The sequence below is a fragment of the Oceanobacter kriegii DSM 6294 genome, from assembly GCF_000422845.1.
Taxonomy (GTDB): domain Bacteria; phylum Pseudomonadota; class Gammaproteobacteria; order Pseudomonadales; family Oceanobacteraceae; genus Oceanobacter; species Oceanobacter kriegii.
This window is the reverse complement of the sequence record NZ_AUGV01000003.1, coordinates 595254-618252: the sequence shown is the minus strand read 5'-3', so window position 1 is coordinate 618252 and position 22999 is coordinate 595254. Positions and strand designations below refer to the sequence as shown.

Below are 22999 nucleotides of genomic sequence, written 5' to 3'. Positions count from 1 at the left end.
CCCCAATCACAGTTCTGAGCAGCGGTTTTGTTATGCTTTGCAAAACTCAACGGATGGGTCGTCATGCAAAAAGCCATTATTCGCCAGCTCGTCATTGTCGCCAGTCTGGTGATCTTCCTGATTGTCAGCGGGATGCTCGATCCTCTGCTGCCCATGCTGAACAGCCTGGACCCAAGCGACAGCCGCGACTTGCCATTCATCGGGTTTGCTGTGGTGTTTATTGGCCTGTTTTTCCTTGGGCCACTGCTAAAGATAGCCAAGGCAAGCAAACAATCCGGCAAGCAGCAAACGCCACTGGAACAGGCTTTGGCACAGGAAAAGTGGCGCGATAACCGCATCAAAAGCAACGTCAGCCCCGGTCTTCTGGGGATATTCGGCGGCGGCTTTTTGCTGTTATTCACCGGGACTTTCAGTGCCGCAACCGTAGCACCCACAGATATAGCCAACACCCTGCAACAGGGCGAGGTCGCCCGTCTGCTGGTGTACCTGTTGCCAGCAGCAGCATTGGTGATCCTGCTTCGCGGCATTCGAGCCCAGTACCGCTACCGCACTACCCCACAGGACAGTGTGCAACTGTCGCCCTTCCCCGGCCAGATTGGCGGTTTGGTGGCTGGCACACTGGACATCCCGGCCGCTCAGGGCTCGCCGTCTGACTTGATGAGCCGTCGTTATCAGGCCTCGTTGCAGTTAATGAAAACCACCACCTCCGGCTCCGGCAAAGACCGCCGTACCCACACCGCACTGGTGTCTGAAAAACAGGTCGATGCCAGCACCGAGCTAAGCGCGGTGGGCCAAAAGGTGGGGTTCAGCTTCAAGGTGCCGCAGGGCTTTCCGCAATCCCGTTTTGGCTCGCGCAACGGATATTGGTACCAGCTGAAAATCACCAGTACCGATGGCGACTACAGCAATACCTTTGAAATCCCGGTGTTCAAACCCACCGAACCCCTTGAGGAGATTCAACCAAGTGATCCAACGGCTAATAGCAGCCCTCAGCGAGAAGCCGTCATGGATAGCGAATTGGGCCTGGATACGGAGTCCATCAGCAAACGCTCGTCTGTCGCCCATCCCTTCAACGCCCATGCTTTGCCCATCAAGCTGGACAGCGGTTTACCGAAACTGAGCTGGGTGTTTGGGTTGGTTGGCTGCATATTCGCCATCATTGGCGTGGTGATGATGTTTGTTGACGACGCACCGGTAATTTTCCCGCTGGTATTCACCCCGGTGGGTGCCTTGATCGCTATCGTTGGATTGCGTTCGGCAGTCACGCGCTATCACACCGAAATCAACGCCGATACCGTCACCCACACCCGGGTAGTGATCGGCAAGCCTAAAACTCCGACCGTCTGGCAGCGTCAGCAGCTGGATCGTCTGCATCTGGTTAGCGGTGGCAGCAGTACCACCAACGGCCGCATGACCGAGTACTATCAGTTGGCCCTGCGCACACGCAGCGGCAAGGATTTGAGTCTGGAATTTGCCATCAAAGGCCGTGAGCAGGCGCTCAATCGAATGACCCAGCTAAGCGAACAAACCGGGCTGCCACTGTCATACGATCCCCTGCCTGCCGCGCACAGTCTGGGTGGAAGCCAATAAACGCAGATTGGTATGGAGCAACAAACAGAAGAAGCGGTGGGTGGAAAAGGAATACAGCGGAACAGAGAGAGGAAAAGCGAGAACGAGCAAACGTTGAAGTCCACCGCGCCGTGGTGGACTTCAGCGCCCGGGTTTGAACTACACGCGGATGCGGTGCAGCTCGTTACGGAAGATCAGGGAAGCGATGATCATAGCGACCACCCCGGCCCAACCAATCACCGCAAAGATTTGCCCCGTGGTGCTACCTTCTACCCAGCCCACCAACGATGAGCCAACGGCACAGCCGAACAGCACGCTGGCCAAACCAGCAGCAATATGGGATGCAGACAGGAACATTTCACGAGTGAATCGGTTCAATCGCAAGTGGTGAACCACACGCTTGCGACGCGCCCACCAGGTGGTTGCCAGTACGGCCGCCAGAATAGCGCCCGCGGTGCTGACCGACACCTGTAGTAGCGGTACCGACCACCAGTCGATACCAAAAGCTTCTGCAAACGTAACCAGCAAACCGGCTACGGCGAAGAACATCAGTTGTTTTTTCATGTTTGCCCCCTCGACAAACGCCTATACAAAATGCCCAACCGAGAAATCCATTGCCCGACGATCGCATTCACAAGGATGTGTCGTTAGGGATTGCCAAAAAGACTCACACTGACTTCAGGACTATTGGTAAGGCTAGTCCTTCCACTGGCACAGAAGCGAGAATCTGTTCACAAATTGAACAGCAAAGTCGCATTTGCCAGTTACCAAATGGCCAGCATGGCCTGCTTTTGAACATCGCTAAAAGCAGACAGACTAATCGGGCGGCGCATTATGCCTATTCGTAATGACCGACCCAATGCCTCTTTTGAACAAATGTGCATCAATTCCGCATTTCAGCGCTGTTTATTGCCCGCACGTCATTGCCAGCTCACGCTCGCCTTGTGGCAGTCACCCAAGCCTGGTGGTGACGAGCGCCAGCACACAGGTGAAGAGCGCCAACGCAGAAAACAGATAGATACAAAAATGGTCTCTTAAGAGCCCTATGAACACTCAGGTACACGCCCAGTGCGGTGCCAGATGATTCCAGGGAACCTTGGGGAGTATGGAAAGAAATTCAGACAGGAAGTTCGATACGTTATGTAAAACACAGGCTATTTCGATGGAACAACCTGTTCGATGACACAGCAAGGCTGTGTCATCGTCGGCTGGCCTGGCGTTTACCAGACTTCCTGATTATCAATCGCCGCCGCAGCGCCAACCAGACCCGGGTTTTCTGCCACACACAGCCACACAGGCACGGCGTTCAGGTAGCTGAAGAAACGGCCCTTGTTGGTCATATGGGCAGAGAATTCGCTGCTCAGCAGCAGTTCGCGTACCCGTGGCAAAATGCCACCACAGAGGTAGACGCCACCACGGGCACCCAGCGTCAGTACCTGATCGCCAACCACGGAAGCCAGAATCCGGAAGAAACGATCCAGCGCCGCATAACCCAACGAATTCGGGTCTTCCAGCGCCTGTGCGCTGACGTCTGCTGGCGATTCACACACCGGCTTCTCGCCACGCAGTTCCGCCAGCACCTGATACAGCTCCAGCAAACCGCCACCGGATAAAATACGCTCAACCGAAACCCGCTTATAGCGCTTGAAGAAGCCGGTCAGGATGGCCATTTCTTCTTCGCCGTTTGGCGCAAAGCTGACGTGGCCACCTTCGCTGGACAGTGGGTACCAGTCTTTTTCGGCCGGAATCAGACCGCCAACACCCAGACCGGTGCCCGGACCAATCACCAGACGCGGTGCGTGTTCCATACAGGTACCGGCGTGAACTTCCACCAGCTCGTCGTCTTTCAGGTTCAACATGCCCAACGCCATGGCGGTGAAGTCGTTCACCAGCTTGAGCTGATCCAGCTCCAGCGTATTGATCAACTCCTGACGGTTAAACTGCCAGTGGTTGTTGGTCATGTTGATGGTGTCGCCTTCCACCGGACAGGCCAGCGCCAGACAAGCACGCTTGACCTTTTCGGCACCGGTTTCTTCCAGATAACAGCGAATAGCGGCATCGATATTGGGGAAATCGGCAGTGGCCAGCGTAAGGACATTGGTCAGCTCAACGGAGCCCGGTTTAACCAATGCAAAGCGGGCGTTGGTGCCGCCGATATCGCCTACCAGTACGCGTTCACTGGTGATGTGTTGCTGCGGGCTCATCAGGCTTCAATCTCCTTGTTACGACCTGCTTCAGATGGATTACCGTGTACTTCATCGCACACCGGGGCTACGTCCTGAAAGAAATTAAATACCGTGGCACCCTGTTCCGCTTCGTTCACCTGCTGGCGCATGGGCGCAAACAGTTCGCGGCCCATGCCCATACCGTGTTGCTTGACCACCGCGGGCTCGGACGCCGGGCGTTGCAGCCAGCTGTCGTCGTCACTAACGAGTGTCAGTTCACCGGTATTACCGTTCAAACGGATGATGTCGCCGTCCTGCACGTGCGCCAACGGGCCACCCAACCGGGCTTCCGGGCAAACGTGAATGGCGGCAGGCACTTTACCGGAGGCTCCGGACATACGGCCGTCGGTCACCAGCGCCACCTTGAATCCCTTGTCCTGCAAGGAGCCCAGATACGGCGTCAGCTTGTGCAGCTCTGGCATGCCGAGGGCATTCGGGCCCTGATAGCGCACCACGGCAATGAAATCTTTTTCCAGCTCACCACGTTTGAAGGCGTCGGCAACGTCGTCCTGGTCTTCAAACACAATCGCCGGGGCTTCCACAATACGGTTTGCTTCGGCAACCGCAGACACCTTGATCACACCACGGCCGAGGTTGCCTTTCATCAGTTTCAGGCCACCGTTGGGTGAGAACGGATCAGACGCCGGACGCAAAATCTTGTCGTCGAGAGAGGTTTCGGTGCCTTCGCGCCATACCAGTTTGCCGTCTTCAATGAATGGCTCTTGGGTGTAGCGGGACAGACCATGACCCATGATGGTCATCACGTCGTTGTGCAGGTAACCGGCACCCAACAGTTCGCGCACCACATAACCCACACCACCAGCGGCGTGGAAGTGGTTGATGTCGGCTTCACCGTTTGGATAAACACGAGCCAGCAGCGGCACCACATCGGACAGGTCCGAGAAGTCCTGCCAGTTGATGATGACGCCCGCAGAAGCAGCAATGGCGATGATGTGCATGGTGTGGTTGGTAGAACCGCCAGTCGCCAACAGCGCCACTATGGCGTTCACCAGTGATTTCTCATCGACGATTTCGTACAGCGGCGTGAAACGACCGTTCTGGGCGGTCAGACGCACCGCTTGCTGGGAAGCATATTTGGTCAGCTCGTCACGCAGCTCGGTGCCCGGATTCACAAACGAAGAACCCGGCAGGTGCAGGCCCATCATCTCCACCATCATCTGGTTGGAGTTGGCGGTGCCGTAGAAAGTACAGGTACCGGCGCTGTGGTAAGAGTCGGACTCACATTGCAGCAACTCGTCGCGGCCAACCTTGCCCTGGGCGTATTCCTGACGGATACGGGCCTTTTCCTTGTTCGGCAAACCGGACTGCATTGGGCCAGCAGGTACAAACACGGTTGGCAGATGACCGAAGCGCAAGGCGCCCATCAGCAAGCCCGGTACGATCTTGTCGCACACACCCAGATACAGGGCGGAGTCGAACATATTGTGAGACAGCGATACCGCCGTCGCCATGGCAATCACGTCACGGCTGAACAACGACAGTTCCATGCCCGGCTGCCCCTGGGTCACACCGTCACACATGGCCGGGACACCGCCAGCAAACTGGGCCACCGAGCCCATCTCACGAACCGCAGCACGAATCAGTTCCGGATAGGTTTCAAACGGCTGATGGGCAGACAGCATGTCGTTGTAGGCAGACACCATGGCCACATTGACCTGGTTGACCATTTTCAACACGTCTTTGTCTTCGGCATTACAGGCGGCAAAACCATGAGCCAGGTTGCCACAGGACAGGGTCGCACGGTGAACCCCCTGCTCTTCTGCTGCGCGCATTTGAGCGAGATACGCTGAACGAGTGGCCTTGCTGCGCTCAATGATGCGCTGAGTGACCTGGTCGACGACGGGATGCATGGAGCCTCCTCACTTTTCGGATTTTCAGATTTTTGTAGTTGTCGGTGTTCACGGTTGCCTGCGGCAGGCCCGTTTCGATTAAAGCATGGCTCCGGCAATGGAACATCCTGCTTCAATCGGCTCGGCACAGCAGCAGCCTTTTACTTCCAACAACGAGCAACAGCATTGATTTCATTGTCGCTCAGGCTTGGGAGTTCGGCTTCTGCGATGCCTTCAAATTCCGGTATTTAGCTCTTCATTCACGAACGAGTTGTACAAATTCGACTATGACAACGCTGTCATTTTCCCGAATTTATTCGAAACTTTCACCCAAAAAAATGTTTCCGAATCTGACAAGTACGCTCTGGCATGGTGAATTCCCGGCTTTTCTACCGATGTTTTTATGTAAGTTTACAAACAAAACGTGCCATATCCTAGCTAATCATCTTGACACAACCAATATCGAGTGTAATTTTTACGAAAAATAACGAAGCGACAATTTCCTTCCGCAAGCACTGACAACGACCCGATCGCAGCGCTTGTGTTGGTCATTTCCTTCATCAATAAGAATCAAATATAAGAATCTCGAGGCACACTATGACTATTCGCGTAGCCATCAACGGTTTTGGACGCATCGGCCGCAACGTTTTGCGCGCTCTGTACGAAAACAACTACCGTGACCGCATCGAAGTGGTTGCCATCAACGATCTGGCACCCCCTGCCACCAACGCTCACCTGTTCCAGTACGACAGTGTGCATGGCCGCTTCAACGGCGACGTCAGCGCCGACGACCACAGCATCACCATCAATGGCGACCGCATTGCCGTCAGCGCCGTTCGTGACCCGGCAGAACTGCCATGGGCCGACAACAAGGTCGATGTGGTGTACGAATGCACCGGTATTTTCACCAGTCGTGACAGCGCTGCCAAACACCTCACTGCCGGTGCCAAAAAGGTCATCATCTCGGCGCCTGGTAAAGAGGTAGACGCCACCGTGGTGTACGGCGTCAACGACAACGTATTGACCCGCGACCACCAGATCATTTCCAACGCTTCCTGCACCACCAACTGTTTGTCACCGGTGGCTCAGGTGCTGCAACGCGAAGTGGGCATTGAGAGCGGTCTGATGACCACCATTCACGCCTACACCAACGACCAGAACCTGTCGGATGTGTACCACTCTGACCTGTACCGGGCCCGTTCTGCCACCCAGTCCATGATCCCGACCAAAACCGGTGCCGCTGCCGCCGTCGGTCTGGTACTGCCGGAACTGGCGGGCAAATTCGATGGCATGGCCGTGCGAGTACCCACCATCAATGTGTCGCTGGTCGACCTGAGCTTTATTGCCGAGCGTCCAACCACGGTGGAAGAAGTCAACGCCATGATGAAAGCTGCGGCAGCGCAGTCACCCGTACTGGGCTACAACGAAGCGCCGCTGGTATCGATCGACTTCAACCACGACCCTCGCTCGTCCATCTTCGACGGCAGCCAGACCAAGGTGTCCGGCCGACTCGTAAAAGTAATGGCCTGGTACGACAACGAATGGGGTTTCTCGAACCGAATGCTGGACAATACGCTGGCACTGATTAACGCCAAGTAAGAGGCTTCCATGCTCCGCAGAACCAAAATTGTTGCCACTCTGGGCCCGGCCACCAACACTCCGGAAAAACTGGAAGCGTTGATTGCCGCTGGTGCCGACGTGGTGCGCCTGAACTTCTCCCACGGCGAAGCTGACGACCACCGTCAGCGCGCCGACATGGTGCGCGAAGCGGCCCGCAAACAAGGCCGTTTTGTTGCCATTCTGGGCGACCTGCAAGGCCCGAAAATTCGCATCGCCCGCTTTGCCGACAAAAAAGTCCATCTGGATATTGGCCAGGCTTTCGCCCTCGACGCCACCTTGGGCAACGAAGCCGGCGACAAGGACCAGGTCGGCATCGATTACAAGCAGCTGATTGAAGACGCCAGCGTTGGCGACATTCTGTTGCTGGACGACGGTCGTGTGGTACTGGAAGTCACCGCTACGCACCCGCAGAAACTCGATACCGTGGTGAAAGTGGGTGGCTGGCTGTCCAACAACAAGGGCATCAACCGTCAGGGCGGCGGCCTGTCAGCCAAGGCGCTGACCGACAAGGACAAGCAGGACATCAAGCTGGCGGCGTCAATTGGCGTTGACTATCTGGCGGTGTCTTTCCCGCGTGATGCAGCCGACATGAACGAAGCCCGCGAACTGCTGCAAGCGGCTGGCGGTCATGCGCATCTGGTGTCGAAAATTGAACGCGCTGAATGCGTTGCCGATGACGATACCCTCGACGACATCATTCTGGCGTCCGACGCCGTGATGGTTGCCCGTGGCGATCTGGCCGTGGAAATTGGCGATGCTGAACTGGTTGGCGTACAGAAGAAAATCATCCAGCGTTCGCGTCAGCTGAACCGCACGGTGATTACCGCCACCCAGATGATGGAATCGATGATTTCCAGCCCAATGCCAACCCGTGCTGAAGTGTCCGACGTTGCCAACGCGGTACTGGACTGCACCGACGCGGTGATGCTGTCCGCGGAAACCGCCGCCGGTGACTACCCGGTAGAAGCCGTGGAAGCCATGAGCCGGGTGATCATTGGTGCCGAGAAACAGCCGATCAACAAGCGCTCGCATCATCGCCTGCACAAGGATTTCCACGACATCGACGAAACCATCGCCATGTCGGCCATGTACGCTGCCAACCATCTGGTTGGTGTAAAAGCGGTGATTTGCCTGACCGAAAGCGGTGCCACGCCACGACTGATGTCGCGTTTGCGCTCGCATCTGCCGATTTACGCCTACTGCCGCAACGAAGCCACCCAGAACCGCGTGGCCTTGTACCGCGGTGTGCAAACCATCCCGTTCTACTCCGACCAACTGCCACCGGAACAGGTGAACCCAAAAGCCATTGAGCTTTTGAAGGAAGTTGGCGAAGTCAGCAGCGGCGATCTGGTGGTGATGACCAAAGGCGATTTCCACGATGCCCAGGGCGGCACCGACATGCTCAAGATTGTGCGTGTGCGCTGATACTCATTCGTCTGTTTGACGTTTCACGGCTGCCCTTCGGGGCATTTGGGGAGAGCATGGCTCTCCCTTTTTTTGGCCTGAAAAGCAGCAACACTCGCCGTTCAATACCGCCTTTGGGCTGGCATCCAGGCCTGACTGTTCTATAGTGGAAGGATAAAAAGTCGACCGATAACACCGGGCCCGAACCGAGGGAGCTTGTTGATGCTGGGAATGATTTTTACCGAAATGGTCGAAATGATCGAAGAGACATTTTCGCCCGAAATGGCCGATGAAATTCTCGACGAAGCCAACCTCGAGCACGGTGGCGCCTACACCGCCGTCGGTTATTACCCGTTCGAGGAAGTGGTGACACTGGTCAGCTTGCTGTCGCAAAAAACCGGCATGCCGGTGCCCGACCTGATTGAAGCCTTCGGCAGCTACCTGTTCAACTCCTTCACCAAAAGCCACGCCCAATTGCTGGTGAACAAGCACTCCTTATTCGACCTGCTCGACACCCTCGACGGCGATATCCACAAGGAAGTCTACAAACTCTACCCCGATGCGGCGCTGCCGAAATTCAACGTCGTCAGCAAAACCGACCACTCGCTGGAAATGGAATACCGTTCCGAGCGCAACCTTCAGCCACTGGCGCTGGGCCTGATGAAAGGTGCTGCCGACTACTTTGGCCACCAGCAGGTACAAATAGAGCAGCAACCCCTGGACGATGGGGCGACGCTGTTCCGTGTCAGCATCTGACGACCTGCTCATGACCGACCTCACCAAGGATATACAGCGCCTGCAGCGCAAGGCCGAACGGGAGCGCACAGCCCGCAAGGCCGCAGAGCAACTGCTGAACGTCAAATCGCTGGAACTGTACGATGCCCTGGAGCTCGGCAAGAAGGACCGCAACAAACTGGAACTGGCCATCTGGGCTGGTAACGAGTCCATCTGGGACTGGAACGCCGACGAGCAAATCTACGAGCTGATGAGCTACCCCAGTGGCGCTTCGGAAGTGGTTCGCACCTGGGGCAACACCGCCCAGGTCGTCAAACGCATTCACCCGGACGACCGCCAGGAATTCATCACCAACTGGCAGCTGTTCCTGTCGGACATGCTCGACTCGTTTGACCTGCTGCTGCGCTATCGCCTGCCCCGCGATCCGAACCGCACCCAAAGCAAGGAAGACGCCCTTGCCCAACGGGAAAATCACGAGCTGCAACTGACCGCGCCGCGCCAGCTGACCAGAACAGACGACTTACCGACAAATCATTCACCGACAGAAGCCTCTCGGGCTTACTCTCCCCAACCAGATACCACCCAGCCAGATACAGTTCAACCGGACACAGCACAGCCAGACCCACAACAGTGGCGCTGGCTGCATTGGCGCGGCCGCATTGTCGAACGGGACAAACAAGGCACGCCGACCCGGGCGGTCGGCACCGTCAAGGACATCACCAATTACCGCCGCACCCAGGAATCCTACCGACTGATGGCCCGCGCCTTCGCCAGCAGTCGCGATGCCATGGTGATTACCGACCAGCACGGCCATATTCAGGAAGCCAATCAGGGCTTTCAGGATTTATTCAAACTGACCCCGGCTCGCTATCACGGTCGCAGCCTGGATGAATTCGTCGACATGGTCGATGTTGCCAAGCGTACCCTCAATGAGCACGGCAGCATTTCCTTTGAAACCAGTAGCACCCAAGCCAGCAATGGTAACCCGAATACCGCCTCTGAAACCGATGTGGGTATACCACTGGAAGTCTCGCTGAACCACTTCCAACCCGACGACGCCAGTCACTTCTACAGCATCATCACCCTGCGGGACCTCAGCGAACGCAACAAGGCACAGCAGGCGCTGGAACACATGGCCAGCCACGACGGCCTGACCAACCTGCCCAATCGCGGCACCCTGCATGAACAACTGGAGCGCATGCTCGGCTCGGCCAGCGAGAAGCGACCGCTAGCGGTGATGTTTGTCGACCTCGATGGCTTCAAGGCCGTTAACGATGAGTTTGGCCATATTGCCGCCGACTTGCTGCTGGTATCGCAGGCTCGCCGACTCAAACGTATTACCCCCAAAGACGGTCTGGTGGCACGCTGGGGCGGCGATGAATTTGTGGTGGCCTGGTGGCCAGAACGCCGCCCCATCGACGCTGACCCGATTCCCTCGGCGGTACTCAAAACCATCCGTGAACCCATGGGGCTGCATGGTGCCAGCATCCGCCTGTCGGCCAGCATTGGCATTGTTGAAACCACCGACGCCGAGGTCGGCGCCACCCAACTGATCCGCGAAGCCGACACCGCTATGTACGAGGCCAAGGCACAGGGCCGCAACCGTATCCAGGTGTTCTGCAAAGGCATGGGCAAAGCCGCGCTGCACCGCGCCAGTCTGGTGTCGGAACTGGCACAAGCCATTGAACAAGACCAGATCAGCTTTCACGTACAACCCAAGTTCGACCAGAACCAACGCATCGTCGGCGGCGAAATGCTGGCCCGCTGGACCTCTCAGAGCAGTGGCTTTGTGTCACCGGCTGAGTTCATTCCAATGATTGAACAAAACGGCCTCAATGCCGCGTTCGCCGAAGCCGTGATGCGCAACGGCTGTCGTTATGCCCGCCAGATCGTTGCCGTTGACCCTGCCGCTCACCTGGCCATCAACCTGTCTGGTTGGCAATTGCTGGATACGTCGCTGCCCGAGAAACTCAAAACCCACTGCAGCAACGAACAGGTCGACTGCAAGGCTCTGGAACTGGAAATCACCGAATCCGTGTTCCTGCAGCCCGACAGCGACCCGGTATCCATCATGAACCGGCTGCGCAAAAAGGGCTTTCGTATCGCCATCGACGACTTCGGCACCGGCTACTCCTCACTCAGCTACCTGCGCGATATGCCATTGGACACCGTCAAAATCGACCGCAGTTTTGTGATCGACGCCGACGCCAATGAGCGCGCCCACAAAATCCTCTCAGCCATCATCACCATGAGCCACCAGCTGGACATGAAAGTGGTGGCCGAAGGCGTTGAAACCGACGGCCAATGGCAATTGCTGCGCGACCTCGACGTGGAAATCTACCAGGGCTTCCTGTTCGGCAGACCCATGCCCTTCGACGACTTCCTGCAATTGCTGAAGCAGCAGAGCAGTCTGAAGTCTGAAGTCTGAAGTCTGGCGTCGGGCGAAGCGTAACCTTCCCGCAACACTCAGCAACCCTTGCTTACACACCTATATCAAAAAATATTGATATAGATTTTTTCACTGTTATCATGAGCCACCTTGAAGATGACCGTGTAACCGACGGACGGTGGCCATGCCCCACACATTGCTTTCTCCAGACCAACTTGCCGCGGCAGCCAAAGCCATCGGCGACCCGCTGCGACTGGCCATTGTGCAGGTACTGGGCAAGGGGTCGTTTGGCGTATTGGAGTTGTGCGAGCTGTTCGACATCAAGCAATCGAGCATGAGTCATCATCTGAAGATCCTGTCCAAAGCCGGCGTTGTCAGTAATCAGCGCGAAGGCAACAGCATCTTCTACCGTCGGCCGCTGCTGACCGGCCAGAACGACTGGCACAGCTGGCTGCGAAGCACCTATTCGGCGCTCGACCGCAACCCGCTGGCCAACGCCGTACAGCAGCGTTTGCAACAGCTGCTGAACGACCGGGCGGAAGTGTGCGAAGAGTTTTTTGCCCGCAACGCCGAAGCCTTCCAGCAGCAACAGGATTTGATTGCGTCTTACGAGCAATACGGCGAGACGCTGGAAAAGCTGGTGCAGGATTACAGCGGCAACACCGCCACGGCACTGGAAATCGGCCCCGGCGACGGCGCCTTTCTGGCACCGCTGGCGCAGCGCTTTGAACAGGTTATGGCGCTGGATATTTCCGAGCCCATGCTGAATCGGGCCAAACAGCAGGTAAATCAGCAACAGTTGGCTAACGTTAACTGTGTGCTGGGCGAGACCACCGCGCTGGATCAGGAATTTAATGGTTCAGTCGACCTGATGGTTGCCAATATGGTGCTGCACCACGTGCCCGCACCGCAGAATATTTTTGCCGACGTTGGCCGCTTACTGGCACCCGGCGGCTGTTTTCTGGTGACGGATTTGTGCCGCCATGAACAAACCTGGGCACGGGAAAGCTGCGGCGATTTGTGGCTTGGCTTCGAGCCGGAAGATTTAACCGCCTGGGCTGAAGAAGCCGGGCTGAGCGAAGGCCAGAGCCAGTTTCTAGGCCTGCGTAACGGATTCCAGATTCAGTTCCGGTTGTTTTACCAACAACAGTAAAACAGCACAGATAAGAATCATTATCATCAAGATGATTATCCATCAGTCTTGGTGACCTTCGTACCATTAATACGAACATTAAACGAACAATGGCTCCCCTACCCAGGGAGCACCACCAAACATAGAGGGTTACACATGAGCGAATATTCGATTTTTACTTCAGAGTCTGTATCTGAAGGTCACCCGGACAAGGTTGCTGACCAGATTTCCGATGCAGTACTGGATGCGATCATTGCCCGCGATCCTTACGCCCGAGTGGCGGTAGAAACTCTGGTAAAAACCGGTATGGCTGTGGTCGCTGGTGAGCTGACCACCTCTTGCTACGTTGATCTGGAAGAGATCGTTCGTGATGTAATCACCGGCATTGGTTACACCAGCTCCGAAGTTGGTTTCGACGGCGCCTCCTGTGCAGTACTGAACGCCATTGGCAAGCAGTCTGTCGACATCAACATGGGTGTTGACCGCGCCAAGCCTGAAGATCAGGGCGCTGGCGACCAGGGCCTGATGTTCGGCTACGCCACCAACGAAACCCCGAACCTGATGCCTGCACCTGTGTACTACGCGCACCTGCTGGTTCAGCGTCAGTCCGAACTGCGTCGCAACGGCACCCTGCCGTGGCTGCGCCCGGATGCCAAATCCCAGGTAACCATCAACTGGGAAGGCGACAGCCCGAAAGTTGACGCTGTCGTACTGTCTACCCAGCACGATCCTTCCATCTCTCTGGAAGACCTGCGTGCCCAGGTACTGGAACACATCATCAAGCCAGTACTGCCTGCTGAATGGCTGCACGAAGGCACCCTGTACCACATCAACCCGACCGGCAACTTCGTGATCGGCGGCCCAGTGGGCGACGCTGGCCTGACTGGCCGTAAGATCATCGTCGACACCTACGGTGGCATGGCCCGCCACGGTGGTGGTGCATTCTCCGGCAAGGACCCGTCCAAGGTTGACCGTTCCGCAGCCTACATGGGCCGTTACGTTGCCAAAAACATCGTTGCTGCTGGCCTGGCTGACCGTTGTGAAATCCAGGTGTCTTACGCCATTGGTGTAGCCGAACCGACTTCCATTTCTGTGAACACCTTCGGCACCGGCAAACTCAACGACCGCGAACTGGCCAAGGTCATCCGCGAAGTCTTCGACCTGCGCCCATACGCCATCCAGAACCAACTGGAACTGCTGAACCCAATGTACCAGGCCACCGCTGCCTACGGTCACTTCGGTCGCGAACCGTTCGAAATGACCTACGAATACAGCGACCAGGGCGAGAAGAAGAGCAAAACCTTCACCGCCTTCACCTGGGAACGTACTGACAAGGTTGATGCGCTGAAAGCGGCGGCGGGCCTGTAAGGCCTTGCGTCGGGCGTCGGGCGTCGGGCGTCGGGCGTCGGGCGTCGGGCGTCGGGCGTCGGGCTCAGCCTGAAGGGATATGATCGAGAGAACAAGGATGTTCTGTGAATCGCAAATACCAAAACCTGGTGGTTTGGCAAAAAGCCATGTCACTGGTGAAAGACATATACAGCATCACCGCCGGATTTCCCGAATGTGAGAAATTTGGTTTGACCAGTCAGATGCGTAGAGCTGCTGTGAGCGTTCCATCCAACATTGCCGAAGGCAGTGGTCGTGGTACAGACAAGGATTTTCGACGCTTTTTATTGCATGCACGCGGCTCGCTGACTGAACTGGATACCCAGCTGATTCTGGCTGAGAGCCTTGGATTAGCGTCTTACGAGCCCTGTGTTCGTGAGCAGGTTGAGCATGTTTTTGCTCTTCTTAACGGCCTGATCAACCGATTGGGCAACTAAATTACCGCAGGTCGGCACTCTGGCTCCAGACACCAGACTCCCGACACCAGACTTGGCAACAGGAGCCTCAAATGACTCAGTTCACTGATTATAAAGTCGCCGACATTACTCTGGCCGATTGGGGCCGCAAGGAAATCCAGATCGCCGAAGGCGAAATGCCAGCCCTGATGGCGCTGCGTCGCAAGTACAAGGAAGCCCAGCCGCTGGCCGGTGCCAAGATCATGGGTTGTATCCACATGACCATCCAGACCGCCGTGCTGATCGAGACCCTGGTTGACCTGGGTGCCGACGTTCGCTGGTCTTCCTGCAACATCTTCTCCACCCAGGATCACGCTGCTGCGGCCATCGCTGCTGCTGGTATTCCTGTGTTCGCCTGGAAAGGTGAAACCGAAGAAGAATTCCTGTGGTGCATCAAGCAGACCATCCTGTCTGAAAAAGACGGCGAACAGGTATGGGATGCCAACATCATCCTGGACGACGGCGGCGACCTGACCGAGATGGTTCACAAGGACTTCCCGGCGATGCTGGACAGCATCCACGGCATCTCCGAAGAAACCACCACTGGCGTACACCGTCTGCTGGAAATGATGGAAAAAGGCGAATTGAAAGTGCCTGCCATCAACGTTAACGACGCAGTCACCAAGTCCAAGAACGACAACAAGTACGGCTGTCGTCACTCTCTGAACGACGCCATCAAGCGTGGTACTGACCACCTGCTGAGCGGCAAAAAAGCGCTGGTTGTTGGCTACGGCGACGTGGGTAAAGGCTCCGCTGCTTCCCTGCGTCAGGAAGGCATGATCGTTAAAGTAACTGAAGTCGATCCAATCTGTGCCATGCAGGCCTGCATGGACGGTTTCGAAGTGGTTTCCCCGTACATCAACGGCGTAAACACTGGCGAACTGGACTGCGTAGACGCCGACCTACTGGGCAAAACCGACCTGATCGTCACCACTACTGGTAACGTTAATGTATGTGACAAGAACATGCTGCAAAAGCTGAAGAGCGGCGCTGTGGTGTGTAACATCGGTCACTTCGACAACGAAATCGACACCGCTTACATGCGTGCCAACTGGGAATGGGACGAAGTGAAGCCACAGGTTCACAAAGTGATCCGTGACGCCGCTTCCGACGATCACCTGATCCTGCTGTCTGAAGGCCGCCTGGTGAACCTGGGTAACGCTACCGGTCACCCATCCCGCATCATGGACGGCTCCTTCGCCAACCAGGTATTGGCACAGATGTACCTGTACGAAGCCAAATTCGCCGACCTGAGCGCCGAAGAAAAAGCCGCGGGCATCTACGTTAAGGTTCTGCCGAAGAAACTGGACGAAGAAGTGGCCAAGGACATGGTGGAAGGCTTCGGTGGTGTGATCACCAAGCTGACCCAGACCCAGGCCGACTACATCAACGTCAGCGTTGATGGCCCTTACAAGCCAGAGGCTTATAAGTACTAAGGCGTAAGCAGCCAGAGGCTTATAAGTACTAAGGCGTAAGCAGCCGGAGGCTTATAAGTACCAAGGCGAAAGCAGCCAGACCTCGGAGGCCTGACACCAGCAGGTGCAGCTCCGGTGTCTGGCACAGTCTCTGTGTCCAAAATCCGCTTCCATCAACCGATGGCGGATTTTGGAACAGACCCAATTCATCAACGCCACGACACCTACCTCACAATAGAACGTCGACAGCTCCAGCCTGTCATCAGCCAATGCTTGTGAGGCAATCGCCCGCTCTGTCCAACGAGCACCTATCAGTCCTAATATAACGCCTGTCCAACGCGCCAAAGCAGGTATACTCAGGCGACTCCAAAGCTACCTTGTTATTGATTCATGATGTTGCAGAACAGGATAGGTATTTTTGCCGCCCGCAAGGCGCAGCGGCGATACGCAGACAAGCTGGGTACAGAGCTGCAAAAATCCGGGTTTCAGTGCCAGACACTCTGGTACAAGGACGTCTCGCTCTTCCGTGGTCTGGGCGCAATCAACAGCAGCTATCCGGAAGAAGAAGCAATTCTGGAGGCGACTCGCAACACCCTCAAAAACAGCCCGGCGGGGCTGAAAAGCTGTTCGTCCTACCCCCTGAAAATGGTATTAAAACGGCTTGAGGGACGGCTATTGTTCCGCTGTTATCGGGCCTGTTTGCAGCAGCAGAATATTCAACAGCTGGTGTTGTGGAATGGCTTGAAGTTCCGCCAGTGGATCATGGCCAGCGCTGCCCGCAGCCTCGGCATTCCCTGCTATTTCATTGAACGTGGACCGTTTCCGGGCACCACCACACTGGACCCCAACGGCATTAACTTTCTGAACTCGGTGCCACGGGAACCCGAATTTTATCAGCAGCTAGCGGCAACTTCGGCCCTGCACAGCAAAGCCAGGCCGCTCTCTGAAACCACAGAAAGTCGGCCCGAGCAGTTGCCCGAGCACTATATTTTTGTCCCCTTGCAGGTAAATACCGACACCCAGACGGTGCTGTTTTCTCCCTGGGTTCGCAATATGTTCGAGTTGCTGGAAGCCACCAGCAAGGCCGCGGACCAATGCACTCCAGCGCCCCATCTGGTCTTCAAGGCGCACCCTTCCTGCCCGCAATGTTACAAGGACGCCTTTGCCAGGCTCTGCCAGCGGCCAAATGTTCATGTCGTCACAGACATTCCAGCCAGCACCCTGATCCAACATGCCGATGCAGTTGTTACCATTAACTCGTCGATCGGTATGGAATCCCTGCTGATGCGTAAAAAGCTGATGGTGCTGGGACAGGCGTTTTATGGCTTACCCGGCCTGGTACTGAATTGTCCGGATCAGCAAAGTCTTAACCAGGCCATGCAAAACGTCGGACAGTGGCAGTTCGATCACGATTTGTTGGAAGCGTTTCTGGGCCATGTCGACGCTGAACACGCCGTCACCGGCGTTTGGCAGCAATCGCAGCCCGAACATTTGACCGCAATGGCTGAACGCTTGGCTCGGCTGATGGAGAACGCCGCCTGATGCAAAGCCATCTGTTCCTCGCCTCCACTCCATTTAACGTCCTGACCGCCACCATGGTGGCATTGGCTTTGCCTGACTCCGACGACAAGCAACTGTGGCTGATTGATCAGCCCGCCTCCTTGTCGCCATTCATGCAGGCTGCCTTGGTGTGGTCCTCCAGTCCGTTTACGTCAGTCCGTCTGGCCAGCAACAAGGCTCGCGGTCTGCAACAAAAACTGCGCCGTAAAGCATTACTGGAAACTCTGGGGCGGCAAGCCTGCGAGCTGGCACCAAGCCACGTCTACACCGCCAATGATCGACGCATTGAATTCCAAGGCATCATGGCGGCCCTGAGCCATTATGGACAACCCGCCGTTGGTCATTATCTTGACGACGGCACCTATACCTACACCGGGCGAAAAACCCATTGGTTACTGGATAAAATCATCGATCGCCAGCTGAAGCGCTGGCTTTATGGAGGTTGGTGGCAACAACCGGATGACATTGGCTGTTCTGGCTGGATTCAGGATGCCCATGTGGCTTTTCCCTCATTGGCGCATCCAGGGTTGCAGCAAAAGCACTTGCTCCCCTTACCTGCCAGCACCGACCACCCGGCTCTGAAGCAGTTGGCACAGGCTCTGGTCGATAAGCCGCAATGGCTGGAGCAAGCGTCACTGGTTGTAGTCCTGCCCCACGACAGTGTGCGTGATGCCCAAACCGAAGCCGCCATGCTGCAATTGGCCACCACGACCGGCGGCAATGTGGTGATCAAGAATCATCCCCGCAATGCACCCTTTGCCAACGACTCGCCATGGGCGGGTTATCAGCTGCTGCCGTCGAGCATTCCGATGGAAATGCTGTTCCCCTTGCTGCCCGAAGGGGCACAGCTCTGTGGTGATGTGTCCAGCGCGCTGTTGACCAGTCGCTGGTTGCGGCCAGACATTGAGGTCACCAGCATCTGCAAGCAAACGTCCGAGCTGGCCGAAGTGATGGAGAAAGTGGGCGTCAGGCTGCTGTATTGCTGAACGCCTGCTGCAACCAATCGGCGGCGGGTTCAATCCGGGTCGCCAACTGCTGCGGTTCGCGCTTTTGCTTGTAGTGCGACAGGCTGGCAATCAGGTAACAGCACACCAGCACGTTCGCCAACTCACCGCTATAGCCGGTGTGCTGCAACATATCGGCAACCGTGTAATTGCCACGGGAATAGAAAAACGCCAGATCCCACACCCGCAGGCCATGGCAGTAGTACTCCAGATCGATCCCCAGATAGGTACCGCTGTGGCCATCCTGCAATATGTTCTGGCGCTTGAAATCACCATGCACCAATCCCCAGTGAGGCGCACCCTGAAGCATTGGCCAGTAGGCCACCAGCCACGCCATGGCAGGCTCAATGCTGGGCCGAATTGCCGCGCGCTCGCCGTAAGAGAGCTGCTGTGACAAGTACTTATCCAGAAACTGCGCCATGCGGGTCTGGTCTGTCTCGGTGACAAAGCCGCACAGCAATGCCTTGATCGGCGTCGTTGGCTTCAGCTCCCTGTTTACACTCGACCAGTCGGTGTTGGCTGGGGCGTGAAAGCTGCTCAGTCGTTGATGCAACTGCAACATGTGCTCAACCTCAAACGGTGCTGGCGTTGCAGCAAAGCGTGTCGTCAAAACACTCACATCCTCTGACAGCTCACGGCAATCAACAGCTGCTGGAGCGATGTCATCGGCACCGGCGTTGGATTGCCATTGCAGCAAGCGATATTCCCGCTGCGCCATAGAGCGATCCATCAGTTTGGAAATAGCCAGCGGCTTGGCGCTATGGCCCAAATGCAGAAACATACCAAGGTTGTTTTTACCGCCCAAGTTACGGAAACACAGTGACACTGATGGTTCATCCAACAATGGATGAACCCGATACAAGGCTTCCTTGAGCTCGTCTATAGGCATGCCCAGACGGGCAGCAATAACGCGCAGTTTGAATACTGTGTAGGCTCGCTGCCACCAGCTGACGTTTGCCATCAGTATTGATACTCACCCTGGGCTTGCTGACGAATATCCGCTGCAATGGCACGGATCATGGTTTCAGATTCTCGATTGGCCATGGCCAGAAAGGTATCAATGGCAGCCAGCTCTTGTTCAGAAAAAGGCTCTACCGGCTGATCGCCGCTTGCGGCGATGTCTTCCAATGTGCGCTGGCGATGATCGTCGCCAAAAACATCATTCAACAGGAAAAACACTTTCGGCGTGTTGGACGCCAGCGCATAAAAAGGCACCCGCTGCTTCAGGCACATGGTCAAGGTGTGATAACGCCCCGTGATCACGCCCGAATAGGTCGCCAGTTGCTGAAGGTAAACATCCACATCGGTGCTGACCAAGCGGTCTTCCCGCAGCCACTTCCAGATGTTTTTGACCCACGGACGTGGGCTGCGTAAAAAGCGGGCGTTACCGGGGCGAGCAACAATCATCGAGCGGAAGTCGTGATCATGTCGATCGGCCAACTCACGTAATAACGCCGTGTCGGTTTTGATGGCACTATCAATGACGAGAGTTCCCTTCCGAGCAGTCGTATCCAGGGTCATGGTTTCCGGAGAACCGGCCATCGTCAGGTCAGGAACATAACTGCCTGGCACGTCGTGATCGTTCAGCTCCTGCAAGCTGCCACGATCACGAACATAAATTGCCCGCGCCAATGCCAACTTCTGATACGCATCCGGACTATTTTGATTCAGCGTGGCATTGACCACATACACCGGCTTCTTCATCACCTGACTGGCGTATTCACAGAAGTCGATCAAGGCCTGGGAAAACTTGCGCTGCCGATTATGATGAATGGTGCCTTCCCCATTGATGATGATGGCATCCACCTCAGGCATCGAACGAATCTTGCCTTTATGCTTGCGCCAATCGACGCTGACAGGCCAGCTCCAGGCCACCTCCATTTGTTGTTGCTGTAGCAAATGAAGCAAATTTTTCATTACCAGCAAGCAACCAAAATGATGAGTCGGGCGAGTGTCGTTAATCACGGCAACCTTGAGCAAGGATATCTCCAGAACATCTGTCAAATTGAATACACCAGCGCCTTCCCAAACTTTCAGTAGGCCCTGATGTTCAGGCGGGTATTTAAAGGCATCAAAGCGTTATGATTTCACACTTTTGACACAAAACCATCACGCAATCGCAGCATATCCAGCCCTTTGCGGGACAAATGCAGAACATCCGTTTACTTTCTCAACACAGGCGAACTCGGTAACGTTTTCCGCTGACGATGATCGCAAGCCGGTTTTTGTCACGGTCAAAGGATGTCAAGCAATGCGTTCAGTGTAAGAAAACCGTAAAGTAGCGCACTTAAACACGATCCGCTCAGCGGAGACATCCAACGATGTCGTAAGGGTAAGACAGGATATGGACAACAAAAGCCCCTCGCGGGGTGTGGTATATGCCGCCACAGGCGATCAGGCATACATAGATCTGGCGATTCGCTCAGCCAAATCCCTCAAGGCTCAGTGCCCGGATCTGGCGATTGATCTATACACCGACAGGGATGTACAAACGGAGGTCTTTGACCGCATCGTGACGCCAGAGCATAGCTGGTTTCGAACCAAGATTGATGCACTGGCACAATCCCGCTTCGATCAGACGCTCTATATCGATGCTGATACCTATGTCATCGGCGACATCGCCGACATTTTCTGTCTGTTCGACAAATACGACGTCTGTGCCTGCCACGATCCCGGTCGTAATTCGGAACACGGTTCGGCCATTCTCAAGCAGCGCTTCCCGCAGTCCTTCCCGACCCTGAATGGCGGTCTGATTGGTATCCGACGCTCTGAGGCAAGCCAGCAGTTTCTGCAACGCTGGAAAGAGGTTATTCAGTCCCACCAACAAACCAAGGATCAACCATCTTTTCGGGAGTTGTTGTGGCAATCGGACCTCAATCTGGCCATCCTGCCACCCGAATACAACGTCATGTTCCTGCGCTGGCTCGACGTTCTTGGTTTCAAGCAAGGCATTCCCAAGGTCATCCACAGCCCAAGACTGCACCAGCACAAGGGCACCAACACTCCGGCCATCGATGGATTGGTTGAGCTGCTTGGCGCCCGCCGTACTTTCCGACTGCTAAAAATCCTGCACCGGGGCGGCGTGTCATTGCCGCCGGACTGGGTTGTCTACGGCGAGGGAACCAATGCCCGCCAATGGAAACAACGCATAACCCGCTATTTTGCAAACCGCACCTTCGACGATTGAGACAGTGATGACCGCGACCCATTCCTTGCAAGCCAAAAGCCAGCATCTGCAAAACAAGTCCCAAAAGACCATGGCTGACGGCAGTATTCGCCGTAAGGCCTTTCAGAACTTCATCCGTAACCACGGTTATCATGCAAACCTTGCGCAGCCCAAAACGTTCAGCGAAAAGCTGCTGTATCGCAAACTGCAACAGCACCGCTGGCTTGAACAACAAGCATCGCTGGTCGATAAGCACGCAGTGCGCGAATACATCCGCCAAACCCTTGGAGAGGAGTTTCTGATTCCACAGCTTGGCTACCTGCAAGATGCCAATGACTTTGACTTTGAGCGCTTTCCCCCGCCCATTATCCTCAAGGCGACGCATGGCAGTGGCTGGAACCTGATTATCCGCACCGCCGACGAGTATTCTCTGGCAGATGTAAGAGCCCTGATCAGTGCCTGGCTTGGCTGTAACTACGCCGATAACTTTACTGGTGAAGCCCAGTACCGTCTGGTTGATCCCGGTGTCGTCGTCGAACCGCTGCTCACCGATGCCCATGGCAAGGTGCCCGTTGACTATAAATTCCATTGTTTCGACCATGGCAAACGCCTGATCGTACAGACCGATATGGATCGCTTTGGCGACCACTCACGGGACTTCTTTGACGAACAGTGGCAAAACCTCGACCTGCAATTGAAGTACAACCGCAGCGAAGCACCGGCTTCCCGGCCGGATAACCTGCCCGCAATGTTGAAGGCAGCTCGCGAACTGTCACAAACCTTTGATTACGTCCGCGTCGATCTTTACTCCTTTGAAGGCAAGGTGCTGTTTGGCGAGATAACCTTTGTTCCAGAAAATGCCTGTGGAAAAGTATCTCCTGCCCAACAAGACCAACAGCTTGGTGACGCTTGGCCGTTGCAATTCTTTACAGATGATGAGCGTGGATTGACCAACCGCTGGATGAATCGTGTATATGCTCTGCGGGCTCGACTCTTCCCGGGATAACCGTTCCCGGGCCAGGGACCCCCTGCATAACTCTGCATAGCTCTGCGCGACCACTGAGTAATTCAGAGGGTCTCTAGATCACG

General features: G+C 55.8%; 18 protein-coding genes. 13 read left to right on the top strand and 5 right to left on the bottom strand.

The features are described 5' to 3' along the window. Positions 1–63: 63 nt before the first annotated feature. Entirely contained in the window at positions 64–1590 is a 1527-nt protein-coding gene (locus G516_RS0102790) for a hypothetical protein (protein ID WP_028292376.1), read from the top strand. Between the two features lie 138 nt (positions 1591–1728). Here the strand turns inward: G516_RS0102790 and G516_RS0102785 are convergent, their stop codons facing one another. The 3 genes from G516_RS0102785 to edd form a co-directional block, all read right to left on the bottom strand. Continuing rightward, positions 1729–2133, bottom strand: coding sequence for a hypothetical protein (locus tag G516_RS0102785; protein ID WP_028292375.1), 405 nt, complete (start codon positions 2131–2133; stop codon positions 1729–1731). Between the two features lie 656 nt (positions 2134–2789). Then, positions 2790–3773 (bottom strand): glucokinase, encoded by a 984-nt coding sequence (locus G516_RS0102780; protein WP_051218855.1) that lies wholly within the window; start codon positions 3771–3773, stop codon positions 2790–2792. Further along, on the bottom strand, positions 3773–5665 hold the full coding sequence (gene edd, locus G516_RS20740; protein WP_051218854.1) for a phosphogluconate dehydratase: 1893 nt from the start codon (positions 5663–5665) through the stop codon (positions 3773–3775). Before edd ends, G516_RS0102780 begins: the two co-directional genes overlap by 1 nt. A gap of 576 nt (positions 5666–6241) precedes the next feature. On the opposite strand from edd, the gene gap reads away from it, so the two are divergent. The 10 genes from gap to G516_RS0102725 all read left to right on the top strand — a co-directional run bounded on the left by gap (position 6242) and on the right by G516_RS0102725 (position 18726). Continuing rightward, a complete protein-coding gene (gene gap / locus G516_RS0102770) occupies positions 6242–7243 on the top strand; it encodes a type I glyceraldehyde-3-phosphate dehydrogenase (protein WP_028292373.1) in 1002 nt (333 codons plus the stop codon). Between the two features lie 9 nt (positions 7244–7252). After that, a complete protein-coding gene (gene pyk / locus G516_RS0102765) occupies positions 7253–8689 on the top strand; it encodes a pyruvate kinase (RefSeq protein WP_028292372.1) in 1437 nt (478 codons plus the stop codon). Positions 8690–8890: 201 nt separating this feature from the next. Next, positions 8891–9424: a heme NO-binding domain-containing protein gene (locus G516_RS0102760; RefSeq protein WP_028292371.1), complete on the top strand. Its 534-nt coding sequence runs from the start codon at positions 8891–8893 to the stop codon at positions 9422–9424. Positions 9425–9434: 10 nt separating this feature from the next. Further along, a complete protein-coding gene (locus tag G516_RS0102755) occupies positions 9435–11831 on the top strand; it encodes a putative bifunctional diguanylate cyclase/phosphodiesterase (protein ID WP_036533878.1) in 2397 nt (798 codons plus the stop codon). A 145-nt stretch (positions 11832–11976) separates the two neighbouring features. Next, positions 11977–12945, top strand: a complete 969-nt coding sequence (locus G516_RS0102750; protein WP_036533874.1) for an ArsR/SmtB family transcription factor — start codon at positions 11977–11979, stop codon at positions 12943–12945. A 135-nt stretch (positions 12946–13080) separates the two neighbouring features. Further along, the gene (gene metK / locus G516_RS0102745) at positions 13081–14292 is read left to right on the top strand and encodes a methionine adenosyltransferase (protein ID WP_028292368.1); all 1212 of its coding nucleotides are present in this window, start codon (positions 13081–13083) and stop codon (positions 14290–14292) included. Positions 14293–14396: 104 nt separating this feature from the next. Beyond that, positions 14397–14747: a four helix bundle protein gene (locus G516_RS0102740; protein ID WP_028292367.1), complete on the top strand. Its 351-nt coding sequence runs from the start codon at positions 14397–14399 to the stop codon at positions 14745–14747. Between the two features lie 71 nt (positions 14748–14818). Further along, positions 14819–16201 (top strand): adenosylhomocysteinase, encoded by a 1383-nt coding sequence (ahcY, locus tag G516_RS0102735; RefSeq protein WP_028292366.1) that lies wholly within the window; start codon positions 14819–14821, stop codon positions 16199–16201. A gap of 369 nt (positions 16202–16570) precedes the next feature. Then, positions 16571–17722 (top strand): capsular polysaccharide export protein, LipB/KpsS family, encoded by a 1152-nt coding sequence (locus G516_RS0102730; protein ID WP_028292365.1) that lies wholly within the window; start codon positions 16571–16573, stop codon positions 17720–17722. Then, positions 17722–18726: a polysialyltransferase family glycosyltransferase gene (locus G516_RS0102725; protein WP_028292364.1), complete on the top strand. Its 1005-nt coding sequence runs from the start codon at positions 17722–17724 to the stop codon at positions 18724–18726. The genes G516_RS0102730 and G516_RS0102725 overlap by 1 nt, the downstream gene beginning before the upstream one ends. On the opposite strand, the gene G516_RS0102720 is transcribed toward G516_RS0102725, so the two are convergent. Both G516_RS0102720 and G516_RS0102715 read right to left on the bottom strand, forming a co-directional pair. Further along, complete coding sequence (locus G516_RS0102720) at positions 18707–19705, bottom strand: phosphotransferase (RefSeq protein ID WP_028292363.1); 999 nt, start codon at positions 19703–19705, stop codon at positions 18707–18709. The genes G516_RS0102725 and G516_RS0102720 overlap by 20 nt on opposite strands. Continuing rightward, complete coding sequence (locus G516_RS0102715) at positions 19705–20724, bottom strand: polysaccharide pyruvyl transferase family protein (protein ID WP_028292362.1); 1020 nt, start codon at positions 20722–20724, stop codon at positions 19705–19707. The genes G516_RS0102720 and G516_RS0102715 overlap by 1 nt, the downstream gene beginning before the upstream one ends. Before the next feature lie 364 nt (positions 20725–21088). On the opposite strand from G516_RS0102715, the gene G516_RS20735 reads away from it, so the two are divergent. Both G516_RS20735 and G516_RS20730 read left to right on the top strand, forming a co-directional pair. Then, positions 21089–21931, top strand: a complete 843-nt coding sequence (locus G516_RS20735; RefSeq protein WP_051218853.1) for a putative nucleotide-diphospho-sugar transferase — start codon at positions 21089–21091, stop codon at positions 21929–21931. 7 nt (positions 21932–21938) lie between these two features. After that, entirely contained in the window at positions 21939–22916 is a 978-nt protein-coding gene (locus G516_RS20730) for an ATP-grasp fold amidoligase family protein (protein ID WP_051218852.1), read from the top strand. Positions 22917–22999: the final 83 nt, after the last annotated feature.

Excerpts from the sequence above, each read along its gene's own strand:
- G516_RS0102790 (WP_028292376.1), top strand. The coding sequence starts at position 64 with ATGCAAAAAGCCATTATTCGCCAGCTCGTCATTGTCGCCAGTCTGGTG.
- G516_RS0102785 (WP_028292375.1), bottom strand. The coding sequence starts at position 2,133 with ATGAAAAAACAACTGATGTTCTTCGCCGTAGCCGGTTTGCTGGTTACG.
- G516_RS0102780 (WP_051218855.1), bottom strand. The coding sequence starts at position 3,773 with ATGAGCCCGCAGCAACACATCACCAGTGAACGCGTACTGGTAGGCGAT.
- edd (WP_051218854.1), bottom strand. The coding sequence starts at position 5,665 with ATGCATCCCGTCGTCGACCAGGTCACTCAGCGCATCATTGAGCGCAGC.
- gap (WP_028292373.1), top strand. The coding sequence starts at position 6,242 with ATGACTATTCGCGTAGCCATCAACGGTTTTGGACGCATCGGCCGCAAC.
- pyk (WP_028292372.1), top strand. The coding sequence starts at position 7,253 with ATGCTCCGCAGAACCAAAATTGTTGCCACTCTGGGCCCGGCCACCAAC.
- G516_RS0102760 (WP_028292371.1), top strand. The coding sequence starts at position 8,891 with ATGCTGGGAATGATTTTTACCGAAATGGTCGAAATGATCGAAGAGACA.
- G516_RS0102755 (WP_036533878.1), top strand. The coding sequence starts at position 9,435 with ATGACCGACCTCACCAAGGATATACAGCGCCTGCAGCGCAAGGCCGAA.
- G516_RS0102750 (WP_036533874.1), top strand. The coding sequence starts at position 11,977 with ATGCCCCACACATTGCTTTCTCCAGACCAACTTGCCGCGGCAGCCAAA.
- metK (WP_028292368.1), top strand. The coding sequence starts at position 13,081 with ATGAGCGAATATTCGATTTTTACTTCAGAGTCTGTATCTGAAGGTCAC.
- ahcY (WP_028292366.1), top strand. The coding sequence starts at position 14,819 with ATGACTCAGTTCACTGATTATAAAGTCGCCGACATTACTCTGGCCGAT.
- G516_RS0102730 (WP_028292365.1), top strand. The coding sequence starts at position 16,571 with ATGATGTTGCAGAACAGGATAGGTATTTTTGCCGCCCGCAAGGCGCAG.
- G516_RS0102725 (WP_028292364.1), top strand. The coding sequence starts at position 17,722 with ATGCAAAGCCATCTGTTCCTCGCCTCCACTCCATTTAACGTCCTGACC.
- G516_RS0102720 (WP_028292363.1), bottom strand. The coding sequence starts at position 19,705 with ATGGCAAACGTCAGCTGGTGGCAGCGAGCCTACACAGTATTCAAACTG.
- G516_RS20735 (WP_051218853.1), top strand. The coding sequence starts at position 21,089 with ATGGACAACAAAAGCCCCTCGCGGGGTGTGGTATATGCCGCCACAGGC.
- G516_RS20730 (WP_051218852.1), top strand. The coding sequence starts at position 21,939 with ATGACCGCGACCCATTCCTTGCAAGCCAAAAGCCAGCATCTGCAAAAC.